The following is a 16,708-nucleotide window of genomic DNA, read 5'->3' as shown; positions in this document are numbered from 1 at the left end:
GCACCGTGAGCACCGTGAGCACGGCCCGCGCGCTGGTCGTCGCGGCGCCGTCGTCGGGCAGCGGGAAGACGACGGTGGCGACCGGGCTGATGGCCGCGCTGTCGCGGCGCGGCACCCGGGTCGCGCCGTTCAAGATCGGGCCGGACTACATCGACCCCGGGTACCACACGCTCGCCGCGGGCCGTCCGGGCCGCAACCTGGACGTCGTCCTGCAGGGCGCCGACCGGCTCGCCCCACTGGCCCGGCACGGGAGCCGGGACGCCGACGTCGCCGTCGTCGAGGGGGTGATGGGGCTGTTCGACGGCCGCATCGCCGACGGCGCCGGGTCCACCGCGCAGGTCGCCGCCGCGCTGGGGGCACCGGTGGTGCTGGTCGTCGACGTCCGGGGGGAGTCCCGGTCGCTGGCCGCGTTGCTGCACGGGTTCCGCAGCTTCGACGAGTCCGTGCAGGTGGCGGGGGTGATCCTCAACCGGGTCGGGTCGCAGCGCCACGCCGACGTCTGCCGGGCCGCGGCCGAGGAGGTCGGGCTGCCGGTGCTCGGCGCCGTCCCGCGACGGGCCGAGCTGGCGGTGCCCTCGCGGCACCTGGGCCTGGTCACCGCCGCCGAGCACGGCACCGCCGCGACCGCCGCGGTGGACGCGATGGCCGAGCTCGTCGCCACACACGTGGACCTCGACGCCGTCCTCGCACTCGCCCGCCCGCTGCCCGCCGGCCCGGTCTGGGACCCGGCCGCCGAGGTCGGCACGAGCGGCACGGCGGGGCAGCGGCCGCTCGTCGCGCTCGCCGGGGGGCCCGCGTTCGGGTTCGGCTACGCCGAGCACGCCGAGCTCCTCACCGCGGCCGGCGCCGACGTGGCGACCTTCGACCCGCTGCGCGACCCCGCGCTCCCGGCGGGCACCGCCGCGCTCGTGCTGCCCGGCGGCTTCCCCGAGGAGCACGTCGGCGCGCTCGGCGACAACGCACCGCTGCGGGCGCAGGTCGCGGCGCTGGCCGCGTCCGGGGCCCCGGTGCACGCCGAGTGCGGCGGGCTGCTCTACCTGTGCCGGGACCTCGACGGGACGCCGATGTGCGGGGTCCTCGACGCGTCGGCGGGGATGACCCCGCGGCTCACCCTCGGCTACCGCGACGCGGTCGCAGTGTCGGCGTCGCCCCTGTTCGCGGCGGGCGAGCGGGCCGGGGCACACGAGTTCCACCGGTGCGCGGTCACCCCGCGGGCGGGTGCGGCCCCGGCCTGGGCGTGGCGGGGCGGGGAGCCGGAGGGCTACGTCGAGGACCGGGTGCACGCCTCGTTCCTGCACACCCACCCGGCCGGCGTGCCCGGCGCCGTAGCCCGGTTCGTCGCGGCGGCACGCCACACCCGGGCCGGGGCCGCCCCGGCCGCGTTCGCATGATCACCGGTCGTGGAGCCGACCGTCCGCGTGCCGAGCGCTCCGCTCCACGACCGGTGATCACGGTCGGGGTGGGGCTGCGCCCCGGAACCCCCGAGGCCGCGGTGCGCGCGCTGCTGGACCGGGTCGCCGCCGAGCACGGGCTGGAGCTCGGCGACGCCGTCGTCGCCACCCTGGACCGGCGGGTCGCCGAACCCGGTCTGCTGGCGGCCGTCGCACCGCGGGAACCGCACGGTTTCGCCGCCGCCGCACTGGCCGTGGTCGGGGTGGCGAGGCCGGATGCCCGGGTCGCCGCGGCCGTCGGGACCCCATCGGTCGCAGAGGCCGCCGCGCTCCTCGCCGCGGGCGACGGAGCCCAGCTGATCGTGGGCAAGACCGCTGGTCAGGGCGTCACGGTCGCCGTGGCCGCCGGAGCGGCGGATGTGGGATTGCCCTCCGGGGGCTCCTGTGACACATGCGGGCCCGGCTATCGTCCGGCGTCGCCGTCGAGCGGGGGCCCGGCGCAGGGACCCGCTGCCACCACCGGGCGTCGGAGTCCGGGAGAGGAACGTCGTTGAACGCGCACCACGAGCAGTACCTGGTCGGGCTGGACCTGGCCGGCCGCCGGGCCGTCGTCGTCGGCGGGGGACAGGTCGCCCAGCGGCGTGTCGCCCGCCTGATCGCGGCGGGAGCGGTCGTCGAGGTCGTCTCGCCCGAGGTCACCCCGGCGGTCGAGGGCATGGCCTCGGCCGGGGAGATCACCTGGACGGCCCGCCGCTGGACCGACGGCGACCTCGCCGGGGCCTGGTACGCGATCGCCGCCACCGACGAGCCGGAGACCAACGCCGCCGTCGTCGCCGAGGCCGAGCGGGACCGGGTGTTCTGCGTCCGCGCCGACGACGGCGACCTGGGCACCGCGGTCACCCCCGCCACCGGCGGCTACGACGGGCTCACCGTCGGCGTGCTGGCCCGGGGCGCGCACCGGCGGTCCGCGGCCGTGCGCACCGCGCTGGTCGAGGCACTGGCCGCCGGCGTCGTCGACGAGTCGGCCGAGCCCCCGCAGGCCGGTGTCGCGCTGGTCGGTGGCGGCCCCGGCGACCCGGAGCTGATCACCGTGCGCGGACGGCGGCTGCTGTCGCGCGCCGAGGTCGTCGTCGCCGACCGGCTCGGCCCGCGCGACATCCTCGACGAGCTGTCCCCCGAGGTCGAGGTCATCGACGCCTCGAAGATCCCCTACGGCCGCGCCATGGCCCAGGAGCGGATCAACGAGCTGCTCGTCTCGCACGCCCGTGCCGGGAAGTTCGTGGTGCGCCTCAAGGGCGGCGACCCGTTCGTCTACGGCCGCGGGTTCGAGGAGGTCCAGGCGTGCGCCGCGGCGGGGGTGCCGGTGACCGTCGTCCCGGGCATCACCAGCGCCTTCGCCGCACCGGCCGTCGCCGGGACGCCGGTGAGCCACCGCGGGGTGGCACACGAGATCGTCGTCGTCTCCGGGCACGTCGCACCGGGTGACCCGCGCAGCCTGACCGACTGGACCGCGCTGGGCCGGATGACCGGCACGATCGTGCTGATGATGGCCGTGGAGCGGCTCGGGAAGTTCGCCGAGGCGCTCATCACCAACGGCCGCCCGGCCGACACCCCGGTGCTGATCGTGCAGGACGGCACCACGCGGATCGAGCGGTCGGTGCGCGCGACGCTGGAGACCGCCGAGCGCGTCGCCGCCGAGCAGGAGATCAGCCCGCCCGCGATCGTCGTGATCGGGCCGGTCGCCGGTCTGCAGGCGCCCGTCGCCCGCTGACCACGACGACCTCATTGCACACTGCAACCTTGCAGTGTGCAATCATTGGCGGCGTGACCGACGAGAACGGTGCGACCGACGAGAACGGTGCTGCCGACGAGATCGACGATGTCGTCGACGCGGTGATGACCGCGAGCCGGGCGATGCTCTCCGTGGTCGCCGGGTCCCTGGCCGCCGCGGGGGAGCAGGCCGGCCCGACGGCGGGCGAGGTGACCCTGCCGCAGTACCGCGCGCTGGTCGTCCTGGCCCAGCACGGCACCCGGCGCCCGGCCGACCTGGCCACGGCGCTGACCGTGTCGGCCTCGACGGCGACCCGGATGTGCGACCGGCTGGTGAGCCGCGGCCTCGTCGTGCGCACCCGCACCGGCGACGACCGCCGCGAGGTCGCCCTCGCGCTCAGCCCCGCCGGGCGGACGCTCGTCGACGAGGTCACCCGGCTGCGCCGCGCCGAGATGCACCGGCTGCTCGCGATGCTGCCGGCCGCCGAGCGCACCGCGGTCCGCGACGCACTGCGCCGCTTCGCCGACGCCGCGGGCGAGGTCGGCGAGACCGACTGGGCCGTCGCGCCGGTGCCCGCCGAGGGCGGTGCGCGGTGACCGCGGTCCGCGCGCTGCACCGCGCGCTCGTCGGCACCCGGCCGGGGCTCGTCGGTCTGGCGACGGTCATCGGGGTCGGCGCCGGCATCGGGTCGGTGCTGTTCCACGAGCTGATCCTCGGCGTGACCTGGCTGGTCACCGGGCGGGAGGACTTCTCCGACGCCGGCCGGGTCGCCTCGCCGCACCTGCCCGGGCTGGGCGTGTGGTTCCTGCTGATCGCCCCGGTGCTCGGCGGCCTGGTGTACGGCCCGCTGGTCCAGCGGTTCGCCCCGGAGGCGCGCGGGCACGGGGTGCCCGAGGTGATGTTCGCCGTCGCGCGCAGGGGCGGGCGGATCCCGGCCACCGTCGCCGCGGTGAAGGCGCTCGCGTCGGGGATCTGCATCGGGACCGGCGGCTCCGTCGGCCGGGAGGGCCCGATCGTGCAGATCGGCTCCGCGCTCGCCTCGGCGATCGGGCAGTGGCTGCGGGTGCCCGCCACCCGGCTGGTGCTCATGGTCGCCTGCGGTGCCGCGGGCGGGATCTCCGCGACGTTCGACGCGCCGGTCTCCGGGGTGGTGTTCGGCCTGGAGCTGATCCTGCGGTCGTTCAGCGCCGAGGCGTTCGGCGTGCTGGTGATCAGCTCGGTGGTCGCGAACGTCGTCGCCGAGGTGATCGCCGGCGACCGCGCGATCCTGACCCTGCCGCACTTCGACCTGGGCAGCCCCGCCCAGCTGCCGCTCTACGCGCTGCTCGGGCTGCTCGCCGGGCTGCTGGGCTGGGCCTTCGCCCGGATCCTCTACGTCGTCGAGGACGCCTGTGACGCCGTCTGGCGCGGCCCGGAGTGGTTGCGCCCGGCCGTCGGCGGGCTGCTGCTCGGCGCGCTGCTGCTGGCACTGCCCCAGATGTACGGCGTCGGCTACCCCGTGCTGGAGGCCGCGATCGGTGGCCGGTACGTCGTCGGGTTCCTGCTCCTGCTCGTCGTCGGGAAGATCCTCGCGTCCAGCCTCACCATCGGCATCGGCGGGTCCGGCGGTGTGTTCGCGCCGTCGCTGTTCGTCGGTGGCACCGCCGGGACCGCCTTCGGCTACGCCGCCGCGGCCCTGTTCCCGGCGCTGGACCTGCACCCCGGCGCGTTCGGTCTGGTCGGCATGGCGGCGGTGTTCGCGGGGGCCGCGCACGCCCCGATCACCGCGGTGCTCATCGTGTTCGAGCTGACCGGCGACTACGCCCTCATCCTGCCGCTGATGGCCGCCGTCGTCCTGGCCACCGGCCTGTCGAACCTGGTGTCGCGGGACAACATCTACACGCTCAAGCTGCTGCGACGCGGGATCGACCTCGCCGCCGACACCCCGACCGACGAGGCACTGCGCCGGGTCGTCGTCGCCCAGGTGATGCGTCCCGCCGACGGCACCCCGCCCGGCCCGGAGCTGCCCGCGCTGGACCCGGCCGCCCCGGTGCACGACGTCCTCGGGGTGCTCGCCGCGCACCGGGGAGCCGCGCTGCCCGTGCGGGAGCCGGACGGGCCGCTGCTCGGGACGCTCGCCGAACACGACCTGCTCGACCATCTGCGGGGGGTGTCGGGGCGGGGGACGGTTGACCACTGACCCGGTCGCGTGATGGGCTCCCCGACGACGACGGAACAGGAAGCCGGTGCGAATCCGGCGCGGTCCCGCCACTGTCACCGGGGAGTGCCCTCCCCACACCGGTGCCACCGCCCGCGAGGGTGGGAAGGCCGGGGAGGGCGTGGGGATCCGGGAGCCAGGAGACTGCCCGTCGTCGCGGATTCCCACTGGTGAGGGCGCGGACCCTCGAGGAGGACATGCGATGAGCCACGACCTGGTGGTGCTCGGTACCGACCCGTCCGGCGACGGCGCACCCCGCCCGGGTGCCCACGTCGCGGACCTGCTGGCCGACGCCGAGACCGTCTTCGCCTTCCCCCAGGCCGAGTCGACGGCCCTGTTCTACGCCGAGGCGTGGCGGGTCGAGCCGGTCACCCCGCGTGACGCCGTCGCCCGGATCGGGGCCTGGGCCGCCGCCGGACCCGCCGGCGGCGCGGTGCTGCTGGTCGGGGGCGACCCCGCGGCCGACGCCGCGCTCGGTGCGGTCCTCGACGGGCTGGCGCGCACCGTCCCGGCGTTGCGGGCCCGGGTCGCCGAGGGCAGCCGCGTCGCGCCGCCGCACCGCAGCCCGCTGATCGGCTGAGCCCGCCGGCGGGACGGCGCGCTCAGGCCCGCCAGCTGCCCAGCGGGTCGGCCCGGGTGAGGTCGGGGTCGGCGGCGTCGAGCGTGCGGGTGCGGCCGGGCCCGGTGTAGGCGGTCTCGAAGCGCACGGTGACCCGCCCGTGCCCGGCGCCCTGGACCCAGCCGTGGCCGTGCTCGGGGTGTGCGACGTCGTCGCCGGCGCGCCAGGGCCGGTCCGGGTCGGGTTCGCGGTCGGGGCGGCCCGGGCGGACGGGGCCGGGCACGTCGCCGGCGCCCGTGGTCGCGTCGGCCCCCGCGGTACCGCCGGTCCCCGCAGGACTGTCGGCCCCCGCGGCCGCGCCCGTCCCTGTCCTCGCGTCGGTGTCCGGAGGTGCGTCGGTGTCCGGCGGTGCGTCGAGCACGGCCACCCCCGCCGCGCCGGCCGGGGCGTCGGCCGCGGGTGGGGGGTCGAGGGCCGAGGCCGTCGTCCACCCGTTCTCCGAGGGCACCGCGTCGAACAGGGCCAGCGGCGGCTCGTCGCCGAAGCCGGACACCGACACTCCCAGCAGCCGCACCCCGCCCTCGCCGACCGCGCCCTCGGCCAGCCGGCGCGCCACCGCGACCAGGGTCGCCAGGTCCCGGGTGCCGAACGGGGTCGTCTCCGACCGGGTGTGGGTGGTGAAGTCCCCGGTCCGCGCCTTCACGGTGACGGTGCGGGCGGTCCGACCGTCGGCGACCAGCCGTCGGTGCACGGCGACGCAGATCGACTCCACCGCGGTGTGCACCGCGCTCATCGCGGTCAGGTCGGCGTCGAAGGTCGTCTCCGCGCTGATCTGCTTGGCGGCGCCGCGCGGGGCGACCGGACGGTCGTCGATGCCGCGGGCGAGACGGTGCAGCTCGGACCCGATCGCGCTGCCCAGCACCCCGGCGACCTCGCGGGCGTCCATAGCGGCGAGCTGCCCGATCGTCTCGATCCCGATCTTCCGCAGCGCCTCGCCGGAGACCGGCCCGATGCCCCACAGCGACCGCACCGGCAGCGGGTCGAGCACGGCCGCCTGCTCGGCGTGGGCGATCACCCGCAGCCCGTCCGGCTTGGCCAGCTCGGAGGCGATCTTCGCGATCTGCTTGCCCGACCCGGCGCCCACCGAGGCGGGCAGCCCGGTGCGGTCGCGCACCGCGCCGCGCAGCCGGGTGCCCCACTCCCGCACCTGGTCGGGGGAGGCGCCCACGAGGTCGGGCGGCTCCACGAACGCCTCGTCCACCGACACCGGCTCCAGCACGGGGGAGAACTCGCCGAGGACGGCCATGACCTCCTCGGACAGCGCCTTGTACAGGGAGAACCGGGGCGGCAGGACCGTCGCGTGCGGGCAGCGCCGCCGCGCCTGGCCCATCGGCATCGCCGAGCGTGCCCCGAACACCCGGGCCTGGTAGCTCGCCCCCGCGACGACGCCGCGCGGTCCCGCGCCGCCGACGAGGACCGGACGGTCGGCCAGGGTGGGCCGGGTGAGCTGCTCGACGGAGGCGAAGAACGCGTCCATGTCGAGGTGCAGCACCCAGCGGTCGGCCGCCGCGGTCACTCCATCATCACCCGTGCATCGTGCCCCGGCGCACCGACAGGATCGCGTCGCCGTCGGCGACGGTGACGGCCGGGGCCACCGGTCCCGCCCCGGCGACGGCGCCCGGGTGGTCGTCGAGGCCGGTGGGGACGTCGGTGACCCACCAGCTCCCGGCGGTGCCGGTCCAGTCCAGCACCCGGGCCGGGCTGTGCGGCGGGGACAGGGTGATCGCGTCCATCGGGCTCGACAGGCCCTCGCCGGTGGCCTTGAGCAGCGCCTCCTTCCGGGTCCAGGTGACCAGGAAGCCGGTCCCGTCGGGCGTCCCGGCGGCGAGCTCGGCGGGGGACAGGGCGTGCCGGACCAGGCCGTCGAGGCCGGACAGGGGGCGGTGTGCCTCGACGTCGACGCCGACCGGCCCGGTCCCGACCGCGACACCGACCAGCGCGCCGGAGTGGGTGAGGGAGAAGCCGGGGTCGTCGCCGCGCCCGGCCAGGCGGGGCTTGCCGTGCGGCTCCCCGCAGCGGCAGGTCCGGTCGAGGACCAGCTCGGCGGGGTCGGCGTCGAGCCGCTCGGCGAGCACGAGCCGGGCCAGCGCGTGCGCGGCGAGGTAGCGGGCGCGGTCCTCGGGCCGTCGCAGCGCGACGAGCCGTTCGCGTTCGTGGGCGTCCAGCAGCGCGACGAGGTCGGCGCGGGCGCCGGGATCGGCCGGGGCGGCCCACCAGACGGTGACGGTCACGGCGTCCAGCCTCCCACGTCGCACCCCCGTCGGGGCGCGCCGCCGGGAGTGATCACGGACCGGGCACACGAAGGGTCGCCCGTCGGCGTCTCCGGTGCCCGGTCCGTGCTCCCCGTGCGGTCAGCCGCTGCGGCGGGCGGCGAAGTCCGTGCGGACGTGGGCCGGGCGGGCCTGCGGGGCCGGCCCCGCCGTGCGCGGTGCCGCCGGGCCGCCCGGCGCGCCGGACCGGCCGCGCTCGGCCGCACGGCGCTCGGCGCGGTTGGCGGGTGCGGCGGCGGTGGCTCCGCCGGGTGCCGCCCCGCCGGCCGTGTCGGGCCCGGTCTCGCCGGTCAGGGGACCGGGAACCGCGGACGCGTCGGTCGGTCGGGCTGTGCTGTGGGCTGCGCTGTGGGCGGTGGTGTGCGCGGTGGTGTGGCGGGTCGTGGGCATACGACCTCCTCGGAACATCGGGTCGGACTCGGACCGGGTGGGAGGGGCCGGTGACGCGCGGGGACGCCGGAGGGGCCGCGCGAGGGCGGCGACGGTTCCGGGGCCCGGTGAGGACGTCACGGGCCGGCGACGGAGGGCGCGGAGATCGACCGCGCGGGTCGCTCAGAGGAACCGGATCAGCATGGCGGCGACGCTACGACGACGACCCCGACCGGTGCCACCGGTTTTCCCCGGCGCCGCCGCCCTATCGTCGCGGGCATGGGTACGGCGGGCACGGGTACGGCAGGGACGGCGGGCACGGTGACGGCGGACGTGCTGGTGATCGGCGGCGGCATCGCGGGGGTGTCGGTCGCGTGGGAGCTGGCTGCGCACGCCCGGGTCGTGCTGACCGAGGCGGAGGACGACCTGCCGGTCCACTCCACCGCCCGCTCCGCGGCGACCTACATCCCCGGGCACGGCTCCGGCCCGTTCCGCGCGCTGATCGACGCCTCGGGCCCGCGGTTCGCCGCGCTGCCCGCGCTGCTCGGCACGCCACCGCTGCTGAGCCCGCGCCCGGTCCTGCACGTCGCCGACGACGACCTGGCCGCCGACCACCTCGCCACGACGGTGCGCGAGCAGCACGGCGAGCCCGGCGCCCCGGTCGCGCTGGACCCCGAGCAGGCCTGGCGACGCGTGCCGGTGCTGCGCCGGGCCCCGCGTGCGGCCGCGTGGACCGCCGGTGCCTGCGACGTCGACACCGCCGCCCTGCACGACGGCTACCGGCGCGGGCTGCGCGCCCGCGGCGGCACCGTGCTGCGCGGGGCCCGGGTGGCCGCGCTGGAGCGGGACGGCTCCGGCTGGACCGCCACGACGGCCGCCGGGCACCGGGTGCGGGCGGAGACGGTCGTCGACGCGGCCGGCGCCTGGGCCGACGCGGTGGCGGCACTCGCCGGCGTGCCCGGTGCCGGGCTGACCCCCTACCGGCGCACGATCGCGGCCTGCCCGGTCGCCGACCCGTCGGTGCTCACCGTCGACGGCGCCGTCCTGCCGATGGTCGTCGATGCCGCCGAGCGCTGGTACCTCAAGGCCGAGGCGGACACGGTGCTCGTCTCCCCGGCCGACGAGACCCCGGCCGAGCCGGGCGACGCCCGTCCCGACGAGCTCGACGTCGCCCTCGCCCTGGACCGGGTGGGCGCGGCGACCACGTTGGGGCTGCGGTCGGTGCGGACCGCGTGGGCGGGGCTGCGGACCTTCGCCCCCGACCGTGCCCCCGTGCTGGGTGCGCGGCCGGAGCACCCCGGCTTCTTCTTCGTCGCGGGGCAGGGCGGGTCGGGCATCGAGTCAGCCCCGGCGCTGGCCGCGCTGGCCGCGTCGGTCGTCCTCGGCCGCCCGTCGCCGGCCGACATCGATCTCGACCCGGCTGCGTGCTCCGTCACACGATTGACGTAAGCGCTCGCTTACCACTGGCTGGCACGATGGACCCATGGCGCTGACCACCACCGGCACCGAGACGCACGACCTGTTCTCGGGCGACTTCTGGACCGACCCGCACCCCGCCTACGCGGCCCTGCGCACCGAGGAGCCGGTGCGGGAGCTCGCACTTCCGGACGGGAAGGTGTGGCTGATCAGCCGGTACGCCGACGTCCGCGCGGCGTTCGTCGACCCGCGGCTGAGCAAGGACTGGCGGTACACGCTGCCCGCCGACCAGCGCGAGGGCCAGCCGGCCGCGCCGATCCCGATGATGATCCTGATGGACCCGCCGGACCACACCCGGCTGCGCAAGCTCGTCGGCCGCTCGTTCACCGTGCGGCGGATGAACGACCTGCAGCCCAGGGTCGAGGAGATCACCCAGGAGCTGCTCGACGCGCTGCCCGCCGAGGGCCCCGTCGACCTCATGCGCCAGTACGCGTTCCTCGTCCCGGTGCTGGTCATCTGCGAGCTGCTGGGCGTGCCCGCCGAGGATCGCGACAAGTTCTCCGCGTGGTCGTCGGTGCTGGTCGACGACTCCCCGCAGGAGGAGAAGTTCGCCGCGATGGGCAGCCTGAACAGCTACCTCGCCGAGCTGATCGAGCGCAAGCGCACCGAGCCCGACGACGCCCTGCTCTCCGGCCTGCTCGCCGTCAGCGACGCCGACGGCGACCGGCTGTCCTCCGAGGAGCTCGTCGCGATGGCGACCCTGCTGCTCATCGCCGGGCACGAGACCACGGTCAACCTGATCGGCAACGGCGTGCTCGCCCTGCTGACCCACCCCGAGCAGCACGCCCGGCTGAAGGCCGACCCGTCGCTGATCAACTCGGCGGTGGAGGAGTTCCTGCGCTTCGAGTCCCCGGTCTCCAACGCCCCGATGCGCTTCGCCAGCGAGGACGTCGAGTACTCCGGGGTGACCATCCCCGCCGGGTCGACCGTGATGCTGGGGCTCGCCGCGGCGAACCGGGACCCGGAGTGGCTGGCGGACCCGGATCGCCTCGACATCACCCGGGACTCCTCGTCCGGGGTGTTCTTCGGTCACGGCATCCACTTCTGCCTGGGCGCGCAGCTGGCCCGCACCGAGGGGCGGGTGGCGATCGGCAGGCTCATCGCGCAGCGGCCGGACCTGGCGCTGGCCGTCGACCCCTCGGAGCTCGTCTACCGCGAGTCGACGCTGGTCCGGGGCCTGTCCGGGCTGCCGGTCACGCCGGGCGCGCCCGCCTGAGGGACGCGCCGCCGCCGGACGCGACCGAGGGGGCGCGCCCGGCGGGCAGCCGTCGGTGCAGCGGGTCGGGGTCAGCGCAGCGGAGCGCCGGTCTTCTCCCGGACCTCGTCGGCGGTGACGCCGGGCGCGGTCTCGACCAGTGCGAGCCCGTCCGGCGTCACGTCGATCACGGCCAGGTCGGTGACGATCTTCGTGACGCAGCCGAGGCCGGTGATCGGCAGCGAGCACCGCTCCACGATCTTGGGGGACCCGTCCTTGGAGACGTGGTCCATCATCACGATCACCGAGCGCGCGCCGTGGACGAGGTCCATCGCGCCGCCCATCCCCTTGATCATCTTGCCGGGGATCGCCCAGTTCGCGAGGTCGCCGTTCGCGGCGACCTCCATCCCGCCCAGGACGGCCACGTCGAGCTTCCCGGCCCGGATCTGGCCGAAGCTCTCGGCGGAGCCGAAGAAGGCGGCACCGGCGGCGACGGTGACGGTCTCCTTGCCGGCGTTGATGAGGTCGGGGTCGACCTCGTCGTCGGTGGGGTAGGGGCCGACGCCGAGGATCCCGTTCTCCGAGTGCAGCACGACCGTCCGGCCCTCGGGGATGTGCCCGGGGACCAGGGTCGGCATGCCGATGCCGAGGTTGACGTACGCGCCGTCGGGCAGCTCCGCCGCGACCCGGGCGGCCATCTCGTCACGGTTGAGGGCCATGGTCAACGCACCGTCCTGAACTCGACCGGCTTCTCGACGTCGGGGACGTGCAGCACGCGGTGCACGTGGATGCCGGGGGTGTGGACCTCGTCGGGGTCGATCTCCCCGGGCTCGACCAGGTGCTCGACCTGGGCGATCGTCGTCCGCCCGGCCGCGGCGCAGTCCGGGTTGAAGTTGCGCGCCGCGCGCCGGAACACCAGGTTGCCGTGCCGGTCGCCCTTCCAGGCGTGGACCAGCGCGAAGTCCGGGGTGAGGGCACGCTCGAGGACGTAGGTCACGCCGTCGAACTCGCGGGTCTCCTTCGCCGGGGACTCGACGGCGACCGAGCCGTCGGCCGCGTAGCGCCAGGGCAGCCCGCCCTCGGCGACCAGCGTGCCGACCCCGGCCGGGGTGTAGAACGCCGGGATGCCCGCGCCGCCGGCCCGCAGCCGCTCGGCGAGGGTGCCCTGCGGGGTCAGCTCCAGCTCCAGCTCGCCGGCGAGGTACTGGCGGGCGAACTCCTTGTTGTTGCCGACGTAGGAGCCGATCGTGCGCCGGATGCGCCCGGCGGCGAGCAGGGTGCCCAGGCCGAAGCCGTCGACGCCCAGGTTGTTCGAGATCGTCTCCAGGTCCGTCGCGCCCTGTTCCAGCAGCGCCGCGATCAGCACCGTCGGAACCCCGGACATGCCGAACCCGCCGACCGCGAGCGACGCCCCGTCGCCGATGTCGGCGACCGCCTCCGCGGCGGATGCCACCACCTTGTCCATCACGCACCTCCGTCGCCGACGACGGTACGCGGCGTACGACAGACGCACAAGCGTTCGCTCTGCGAACACAGCCGGACCGGCGTCCACGCGCCGAGATGCAGCTCAGCGGGGCCCGAGGGCGCCTCGTACCCCGCTGGGCTGCATCTCGACGACCGCCGCCGTTGCGGCGCACCGTCGGTCGGGCGGGCCGGCGTGGGTCAGGCCGGGGCGGGGGCGGTGTGCGGGTCGCCGACGGCGATCTCCCCGCCCGCGGCGACCTCGGCGTACACGCCCGCGCACGCCCAGACCCCGCCGATCTGCGGGATCTCGATGCGGTTGTGCTTCGCGATCGTGCGCAGGGTGTCCGGGTCGTCGGGCAGGTCGCCCTGGGGGAGCGTCGTCATGACGCACCGCATGGTGGCGAAGGAGAAGGAGACCCGGACCTCCTCGCCGATCGTCGACGTGCTGCCCGGCCAGTCGTTCTCGACGAAGCCGTGGCCGTCGGGGGAGGAGTCGGCGCGGAGCACGATGTTCGGCCGGTAGCGCAGCGGGTCGAAGGTCGCCTCCGGCGCGAGCTCGCGGAGCCGGTCGAGGGTGGACTCGGTGAGCACGTGCAGCGACGACAGGTCGAAGAACGTGCCCGGCGCCCCGAACGCGGAGATGTCGAACCGGCTGATGGCCTCGCCGGAGTCCTCGTGCCGGGTCGTCGTGGCCTCGATGAGCGCGCGCGGGGCGAGCTGCTGCGGGGTGAGGCCCTCGATGTCGGGCCACAGCTCCTCGAAGTGGCTGCCCTCCGGCGGAACCGAGACCAGCGACACGTCCCGCCCGAGCGCGTCCGACAGCGCGGTGTCCAGGCCCTCGTCGTCGCTGCGCAGGACCGAGCCGTCCGGGAAGGTGATCTCGACCGGAGGCAGCGGCTCCCCGGGCACCGGCTCGGCGACGAACCGGGCCGCGAAGCCGAGCAGTCCGAGCCAGCGCCTGGGCACCTTGGCGCTGGCGATGCTCCCGGTCTCGGTGTCGAGCACCGCATAGGCGCGGTCGCCCAGCAGCCCCCGCCCGGTGACGGTGGCCCGGGTCAGGGACTCACCGAGCATGGACTTGACCGGGTACCGGTACAGCGCGACGACCGTCATGTCCGGTGTATATCGGCCCGTCCGCGTTCCCGGCACGGGCCGGACGGAGGGGGCCGCCCGGCCGGGTCTCAGCTGAGGGACTGCCGGGGGAGGGTCGCCGCGGATGCGCCGTCCTGCCCCGTCGGACCACCCGTTCGGCCCAGCAGGGCGACCCGGAGCTCGTCCGCGGAGTCGTAGACGGTGTCCGCGCCGGCCGCGACCAGCTCACCGGGCTCGGCGTAGCCCCAGCCCGCGCCGACGCAGCGCAGCCCGTGCTCGGCGGCGCCCTCGACGTCGTGCAGCCGGTCGCCGACCATCAACGGCTCGTCGGCACCGGACGGGTGCCCGAGCCGGCGCAGCGCCTCGGCGACGACGGCGCCCTTGGTCGGCCGGTCCGCGGTGCGGGTGTCGCCGACGATCTCGGTGAACAGGTCGGTCCAGCCGTGGTGGGCGATGATCCGCCGGGCCGGCGGCTCGGCCTTGCTGGTGGCCAGGGCCATCGTCACGCCGGCCGCGGACAGCGCGCGCAGCAGCTCCTCGACGCCGGGGTACGGAGTGCAGTCCAGGCAGCCGTCCTCGTCGCCGTAGATCCGCCGGTACACCGGCAGCACCGCGGCGGTGCCCTCCTCGCCGAGGATCGGGGGCAGGCTGCGGTACAGCGGCGGGCCGAGCAGGTGGGTGCCGAGCGCGGACTCGGGGACGTCCAGGCCCACCTCGTCGATGGCGCGGCGCATCGAGCCGAGGATGCCGGGGGCGGAGTCGACGAGGGTGCCGTCGAGGTCGAGCAGGATGTGGGTCAACACGTCGGGCCATTCTGCCTGCCGGGCGACGTGGGCGTCCTCCTCCCCGGCGGTCGCAGGCCGTACGCTCGTACGCATGGCGAACACGTTGCTCGGGCCCCTGTCCGGTACCGACCGGGTCGACGGCCTGCTCGACGACGGCGCGTGGATCGCCGCCCTGCTGGAGGTCGAGCTGGCGCTGTCGGCCGTCGCCGCCGAGCAGGGCGCGGTCGCCGAGCACGACGCCGACGCGGTGGAACGCGCCGTCGCCGCCGTCGCGGGCCTCGACCCGCACACGCTGGCCGCCGAGTCGGTCGAGGGCGGCAACCCGGTCATCCCGCTGGTCAAAAGGCTCAAGGCGGCCGCGGCGCGAATCCAGCCCGGCGCCGAGCGGGCGGTACACCCGGGCGCGACCAGTCAGGACGTCATGGACACCGCGCTGATGCTGCTCGCCCGCCGGGCCGGGCACCGCATCGTCACCGACCTCACGGCCTGCGCCGACGCCGCGGCCGCGCTCGCCGCCGCCCACCGCGACACCCCGTGCGCGGCCCGCACCCTCGGCCAGCAGGCGTTGCCCACCACCTTCGGCCTGGTCGCCGCGACCTGGTGCACCGGGCTGGACCGGGCGCGCACCGGTCTCGACCGGGTGCTCGACGCCCTGCCGGTCTCCTACGGCGGCGCCGCGGGCACCCTCGCGGCCGTCCACCCGCACGGCCCGGCCGTCGCCGACGCACTGGCCGCGCGGCTCGGGCTCGCCCCGCAGGGCGTGCCGTGGCACACCGAACGCAGCCGGGTCGGCGAGCTCGCCGGGGCACTCGGCGTCGCCGCCGGGGCCTGTGCGAAGCCCGCGGGCGACGTGGTGCTGCTGTCCGCCACCGAGCTCGGCGAGGTGTCGGAGTCCGCGCCGGGGGACTCGTCGTCGATGCCGCACAAGCGCAACCCGGCCGCCGCCGTCACCGCCCGCGGCGCCGCGAAGCGCGCACCCGGCCTGGTCGCGACGCTGCTCGCGGGCGCCGAGCAGGAGTTCCAGCGCGCCGCCGGGGCCTGGCACGCGGAGTGGGAGACGCTCGTCGCGCTGCTGCGGGTCACCGCGGGTGCCGCGGCCCGGCTGCGGGTGAGCCTGGAGGGACTGCAGGTGCACCCCGGGGCGATGGGCCGCAACCTCGCCCTCGCCGCGGGCGCCCAGGGCTCGGGCACCGGGCACGCCACCGACCTGGTCGACACCGTCCTCGCCGGGCGGCCCGGATGAGCGCCCCGCGCACCGAGCAGGTCCGCTCGCTGGCCCGCGGTCTGGCCGTCATCCGGTCCTTCGACGCGCAGCGTCCGCAGCAGACCCTCGCCGACGTCGCCCGTGCCACCGGGCTCACCCGCGCCGCGGCGCGCCGGTTCCTGCTCACCCTCGCCGAGGAGGGCTACGTCCGCACCGACGGCAGGCTGTTCGCGCTGACCCCGCGGGTGCTGGAGCTCGGCTGGTCCTACCTGTCCGCGATGGGGCTGCCCGAGATCGCCGCCCCGCACCTGGAACGGCTGGTCGCCACGGTGCGCGAGTCCGCGTCGGTGTCGGTCCTCGACGGCGACCCGCACACCGGCTACGACGTCGTCTACGTCGCCCGCGTCCCCACCTCGCGCATCATGACCGTCACGATCACGATCGGGACCCGCTTCCCCGCCTGGGCGACGTCGATGGGCCGGGTCCTGCTCGCCGCCCTCCCACCCGCCGACCTCGACACCCACCTCGCCGCGCTGGAGCCCGCGGCGCTGACCGCGCACACCGTCTCGACCCCGGAGCAGCTGCGCACCGAGCTGGACCGGGTCCGCGCCGACGGGTACTGCGTCGTCGACCAGGAGCTCGAGGCCGGGCTGCGCTCGGTCGCGGTGCCGGTCCACGACCGCGCGGGGCGGGTCGTCGCGGCCGCGAACGTCTCCACCCACGCCTCCCGCAACGACGCCGACGGCCTGCGCGCGGACATCCTGCCCGAGCTGCGCGCCTGCGCCGCCGCGATCGAGGCGGACCTGCGCGCCGCCGGGTAGCCGGGAACAGACCGCGTCCGCGACGGGTTGGCTCGGTCAGGAGCTGAACACGAG

17 protein-coding genes and 1 riboswitch are annotated in these 16,708 nt (G+C 76.3%); of the genes, 10 read left to right on the top strand and 7 right to left on the bottom strand.

Annotated elements, in window-relative coordinates:
- Positions 1-5: 5 nt before the first annotated feature.
- The 6 genes from KPL59_RS24260 (at position 6) to KPL59_RS24235 (ending at position 5,939) form a co-directional block, all read left to right on the top strand.
- A complete protein-coding gene (locus tag KPL59_RS24260; protein ID WP_226362059.1) occupies positions 6-1,391 on the top strand; it encodes a cobyrinate a,c-diamide synthase in 1,386 nt (461 codons plus the stop codon).
- A gap of 53 nt (positions 1,392-1,444) precedes the next feature.
- On the top strand, positions 1,445-1,945 hold the full coding sequence (locus KPL59_RS24255) for a cobalamin biosynthesis protein (RefSeq protein WP_226362058.1): 501 nt from the start codon (positions 1,445-1,447) through the stop codon (positions 1,943-1,945).
- Entirely contained in the window at positions 1,942-3,162 is a 1,221-nt protein-coding gene (gene cobA / locus KPL59_RS24250) for a uroporphyrinogen-III C-methyltransferase (RefSeq protein WP_226362057.1), read from the top strand. The genes KPL59_RS24255 and cobA overlap by 4 nt, the downstream gene beginning before the upstream one ends.
- Before the next feature lie 53 nt (positions 3,163-3,215).
- The gene (locus KPL59_RS24245; protein WP_226362056.1) at positions 3,216-3,758 is read left to right on the top strand and encodes a MarR family winged helix-turn-helix transcriptional regulator; all 543 of its coding nucleotides are present in this window, start codon (positions 3,216-3,218) and stop codon (positions 3,756-3,758) included.
- Positions 3,755-5,341 (top strand): chloride channel protein, encoded by a 1,587-nt coding sequence (locus KPL59_RS24240; protein WP_226362055.1) that lies wholly within the window; start codon positions 3,755-3,757, stop codon positions 5,339-5,341. Before KPL59_RS24245 ends, KPL59_RS24240 begins: the two co-directional genes overlap by 4 nt.
- A riboswitch (cobalamin riboswitch) is annotated at positions 5,338-5,527 on the top strand. Its footprint overlaps the gene before it by 4 nt.
- Positions 5,528-5,561: 34 nt before the next feature.
- Positions 5,562-5,939 (top strand): hypothetical protein, encoded by a 378-nt coding sequence (locus tag KPL59_RS24235; RefSeq protein ID WP_075307290.1) that lies wholly within the window; start codon positions 5,562-5,564, stop codon positions 5,937-5,939.
- A gap of 22 nt (positions 5,940-5,961) precedes the next feature.
- On the opposite strand, the gene KPL59_RS24230 is transcribed toward KPL59_RS24235, so the two are convergent.
- The 3 genes from KPL59_RS24230 to KPL59_RS36580 all read right to left on the bottom strand — a co-directional run bounded on the left by KPL59_RS24230 (position 5,962) and on the right by KPL59_RS36580 (position 8,638).
- Positions 5,962-7,494 (bottom strand): DNA polymerase IV, encoded by a 1,533-nt coding sequence (locus tag KPL59_RS24230; protein ID WP_226362054.1) that lies wholly within the window; start codon positions 7,492-7,494, stop codon positions 5,962-5,964.
- A gap of 7 nt (positions 7,495-7,501) precedes the next feature.
- Entirely contained in the window at positions 7,502-8,209 is a 708-nt protein-coding gene (locus tag KPL59_RS24225; protein ID WP_226352169.1) for a 4'-phosphopantetheinyl transferase superfamily protein, read from the bottom strand.
- Between the two features lie 120 nt (positions 8,210-8,329).
- A complete protein-coding gene (locus KPL59_RS36580; RefSeq protein ID WP_264198159.1) occupies positions 8,330-8,638 on the bottom strand; it encodes a hypothetical protein in 309 nt (102 codons plus the stop codon).
- A 258-nt stretch (positions 8,639-8,896) separates the two neighbouring features.
- Here KPL59_RS36580 and KPL59_RS24215 point away from each other — a divergent pair, with 258 nt between their 5' ends.
- Together KPL59_RS24215 and KPL59_RS24210 are read left to right on the top strand one after the other, a co-directional pair.
- Positions 8,897-10,066 carry an FAD-binding oxidoreductase gene (locus KPL59_RS24215; protein WP_226362053.1) on the top strand — a complete coding sequence of 390 codons (1,170 nt, stop codon included), beginning with the start codon at positions 8,897-8,899 and terminating at the stop codon, positions 10,064-10,066.
- Positions 10,067-10,100: 34 nt separating this feature from the next.
- Positions 10,101-11,309 carry a cytochrome P450 gene (locus KPL59_RS24210; RefSeq protein WP_226352166.1) on the top strand — a complete coding sequence of 403 codons (1,209 nt, stop codon included), beginning with the start codon at positions 10,101-10,103 and terminating at the stop codon, positions 11,307-11,309.
- Positions 11,310-11,380: 71 nt separating this feature from the next.
- On the opposite strand, the gene KPL59_RS24205 is transcribed toward KPL59_RS24210, so the two are convergent.
- From KPL59_RS24205 to KPL59_RS24190, 4 genes are all read right to left on the bottom strand, one after another.
- Positions 11,381-12,007, bottom strand: a complete 627-nt coding sequence (locus KPL59_RS24205; protein WP_020626879.1) for a 3-oxoacid CoA-transferase subunit B — start codon at positions 12,005-12,007, stop codon at positions 11,381-11,383.
- Between the two features lie 2 nt (positions 12,008-12,009).
- Positions 12,010-12,753 (bottom strand): CoA transferase subunit A, encoded by a 744-nt coding sequence (locus KPL59_RS24200; protein ID WP_020626880.1) that lies wholly within the window; start codon positions 12,751-12,753, stop codon positions 12,010-12,012.
- 197 nt (positions 12,754-12,950) lie between these two features.
- On the bottom strand, positions 12,951-13,865 hold the full coding sequence (locus KPL59_RS24195) for an MOSC domain-containing protein (protein ID WP_226362052.1): 915 nt from the start codon (positions 13,863-13,865) through the stop codon (positions 12,951-12,953).
- A gap of 68 nt (positions 13,866-13,933) precedes the next feature.
- Complete coding sequence (locus KPL59_RS24190) at positions 13,934-14,722, bottom strand: HAD hydrolase-like protein (RefSeq protein WP_226362051.1); 789 nt, start codon at positions 14,720-14,722, stop codon at positions 13,934-13,936.
- Between KPL59_RS24190 and KPL59_RS24185 the strand changes: the two genes are divergently transcribed.
- On the top strand, positions 14,721-15,872 hold the full coding sequence (locus KPL59_RS24185) for a lyase family protein (RefSeq protein WP_226362050.1): 1,152 nt from the start codon (positions 14,721-14,723) through the stop codon (positions 15,870-15,872). The two genes, KPL59_RS24190 and KPL59_RS24185, sit on opposite strands and share 2 nt — an antisense overlap.
- Complete coding sequence (locus tag KPL59_RS24180; protein WP_226352931.1) at positions 15,869-16,654, top strand: IclR family transcriptional regulator C-terminal domain-containing protein; 786 nt, start codon at positions 15,869-15,871, stop codon at positions 16,652-16,654. Before KPL59_RS24185 ends, KPL59_RS24180 begins: the two co-directional genes overlap by 4 nt.
- The last annotated feature ends 54 nt before the right edge of the window (positions 16,655-16,708 follow it).

The sequence above is a fragment of the Pseudonocardia sp. ICBG1142 genome, from assembly GCF_020496255.1.
GTDB lineage: Bacteria > Actinomycetota > Actinomycetes > Mycobacteriales > Pseudonocardiaceae > Pseudonocardia.
This window is presented reverse-complemented; position numbering and strand designations above follow the sequence as displayed.

What these genes read in the sequence shown, in the direction of transcription:
- KPL59_RS24215 (WP_226362053.1), top strand. Translation starts at nt 8,897, where the DNA reads ATGGGTACGGCGGGCACGGGTACGGCAGGGACGGCGGGCACGGTGACG.
- KPL59_RS24210 (WP_226352166.1), top strand. Translation starts at nt 10,101, where the DNA reads ATGGCGCTGACCACCACCGGCACCGAGACGCACGACCTGTTCTCGGGC.
- KPL59_RS36580 (WP_264198159.1), bottom strand. Translation starts at nt 8,638, where the DNA reads ATGCCCACGACCCGCCACACCACCGCGCACACCACCGCCCACAGCGCA.
- KPL59_RS24185 (WP_226362050.1), top strand. Translation starts at nt 14,721, where the DNA reads ATGGCGAACACGTTGCTCGGGCCCCTGTCCGGTACCGACCGGGTCGAC.
- KPL59_RS24200 (WP_020626880.1), bottom strand. Translation starts at nt 12,753, where the DNA reads ATGGACAAGGTGGTGGCATCCGCCGCGGAGGCGGTCGCCGACATCGGC.
- KPL59_RS24235 (WP_075307290.1), top strand. Translation starts at nt 5,562, where the DNA reads ATGAGCCACGACCTGGTGGTGCTCGGTACCGACCCGTCCGGCGACGGC.
- KPL59_RS24180 (WP_226352931.1), top strand. Translation starts at nt 15,869, where the DNA reads ATGAGCGCCCCGCGCACCGAGCAGGTCCGCTCGCTGGCCCGCGGTCTG.
- KPL59_RS24190 (WP_226362051.1), bottom strand. Translation starts at nt 14,722, where the DNA reads ATGCGTACGAGCGTACGGCCTGCGACCGCCGGGGAGGAGGACGCCCAC.
- KPL59_RS24205 (WP_020626879.1), bottom strand. Translation starts at nt 12,007, where the DNA reads ATGGCCCTCAACCGTGACGAGATGGCCGCCCGGGTCGCGGCGGAGCTG.
- KPL59_RS24195 (WP_226362052.1), bottom strand. Translation starts at nt 13,865, where the DNA reads ATGACGGTCGTCGCGCTGTACCGGTACCCGGTCAAGTCCATGCTCGGT.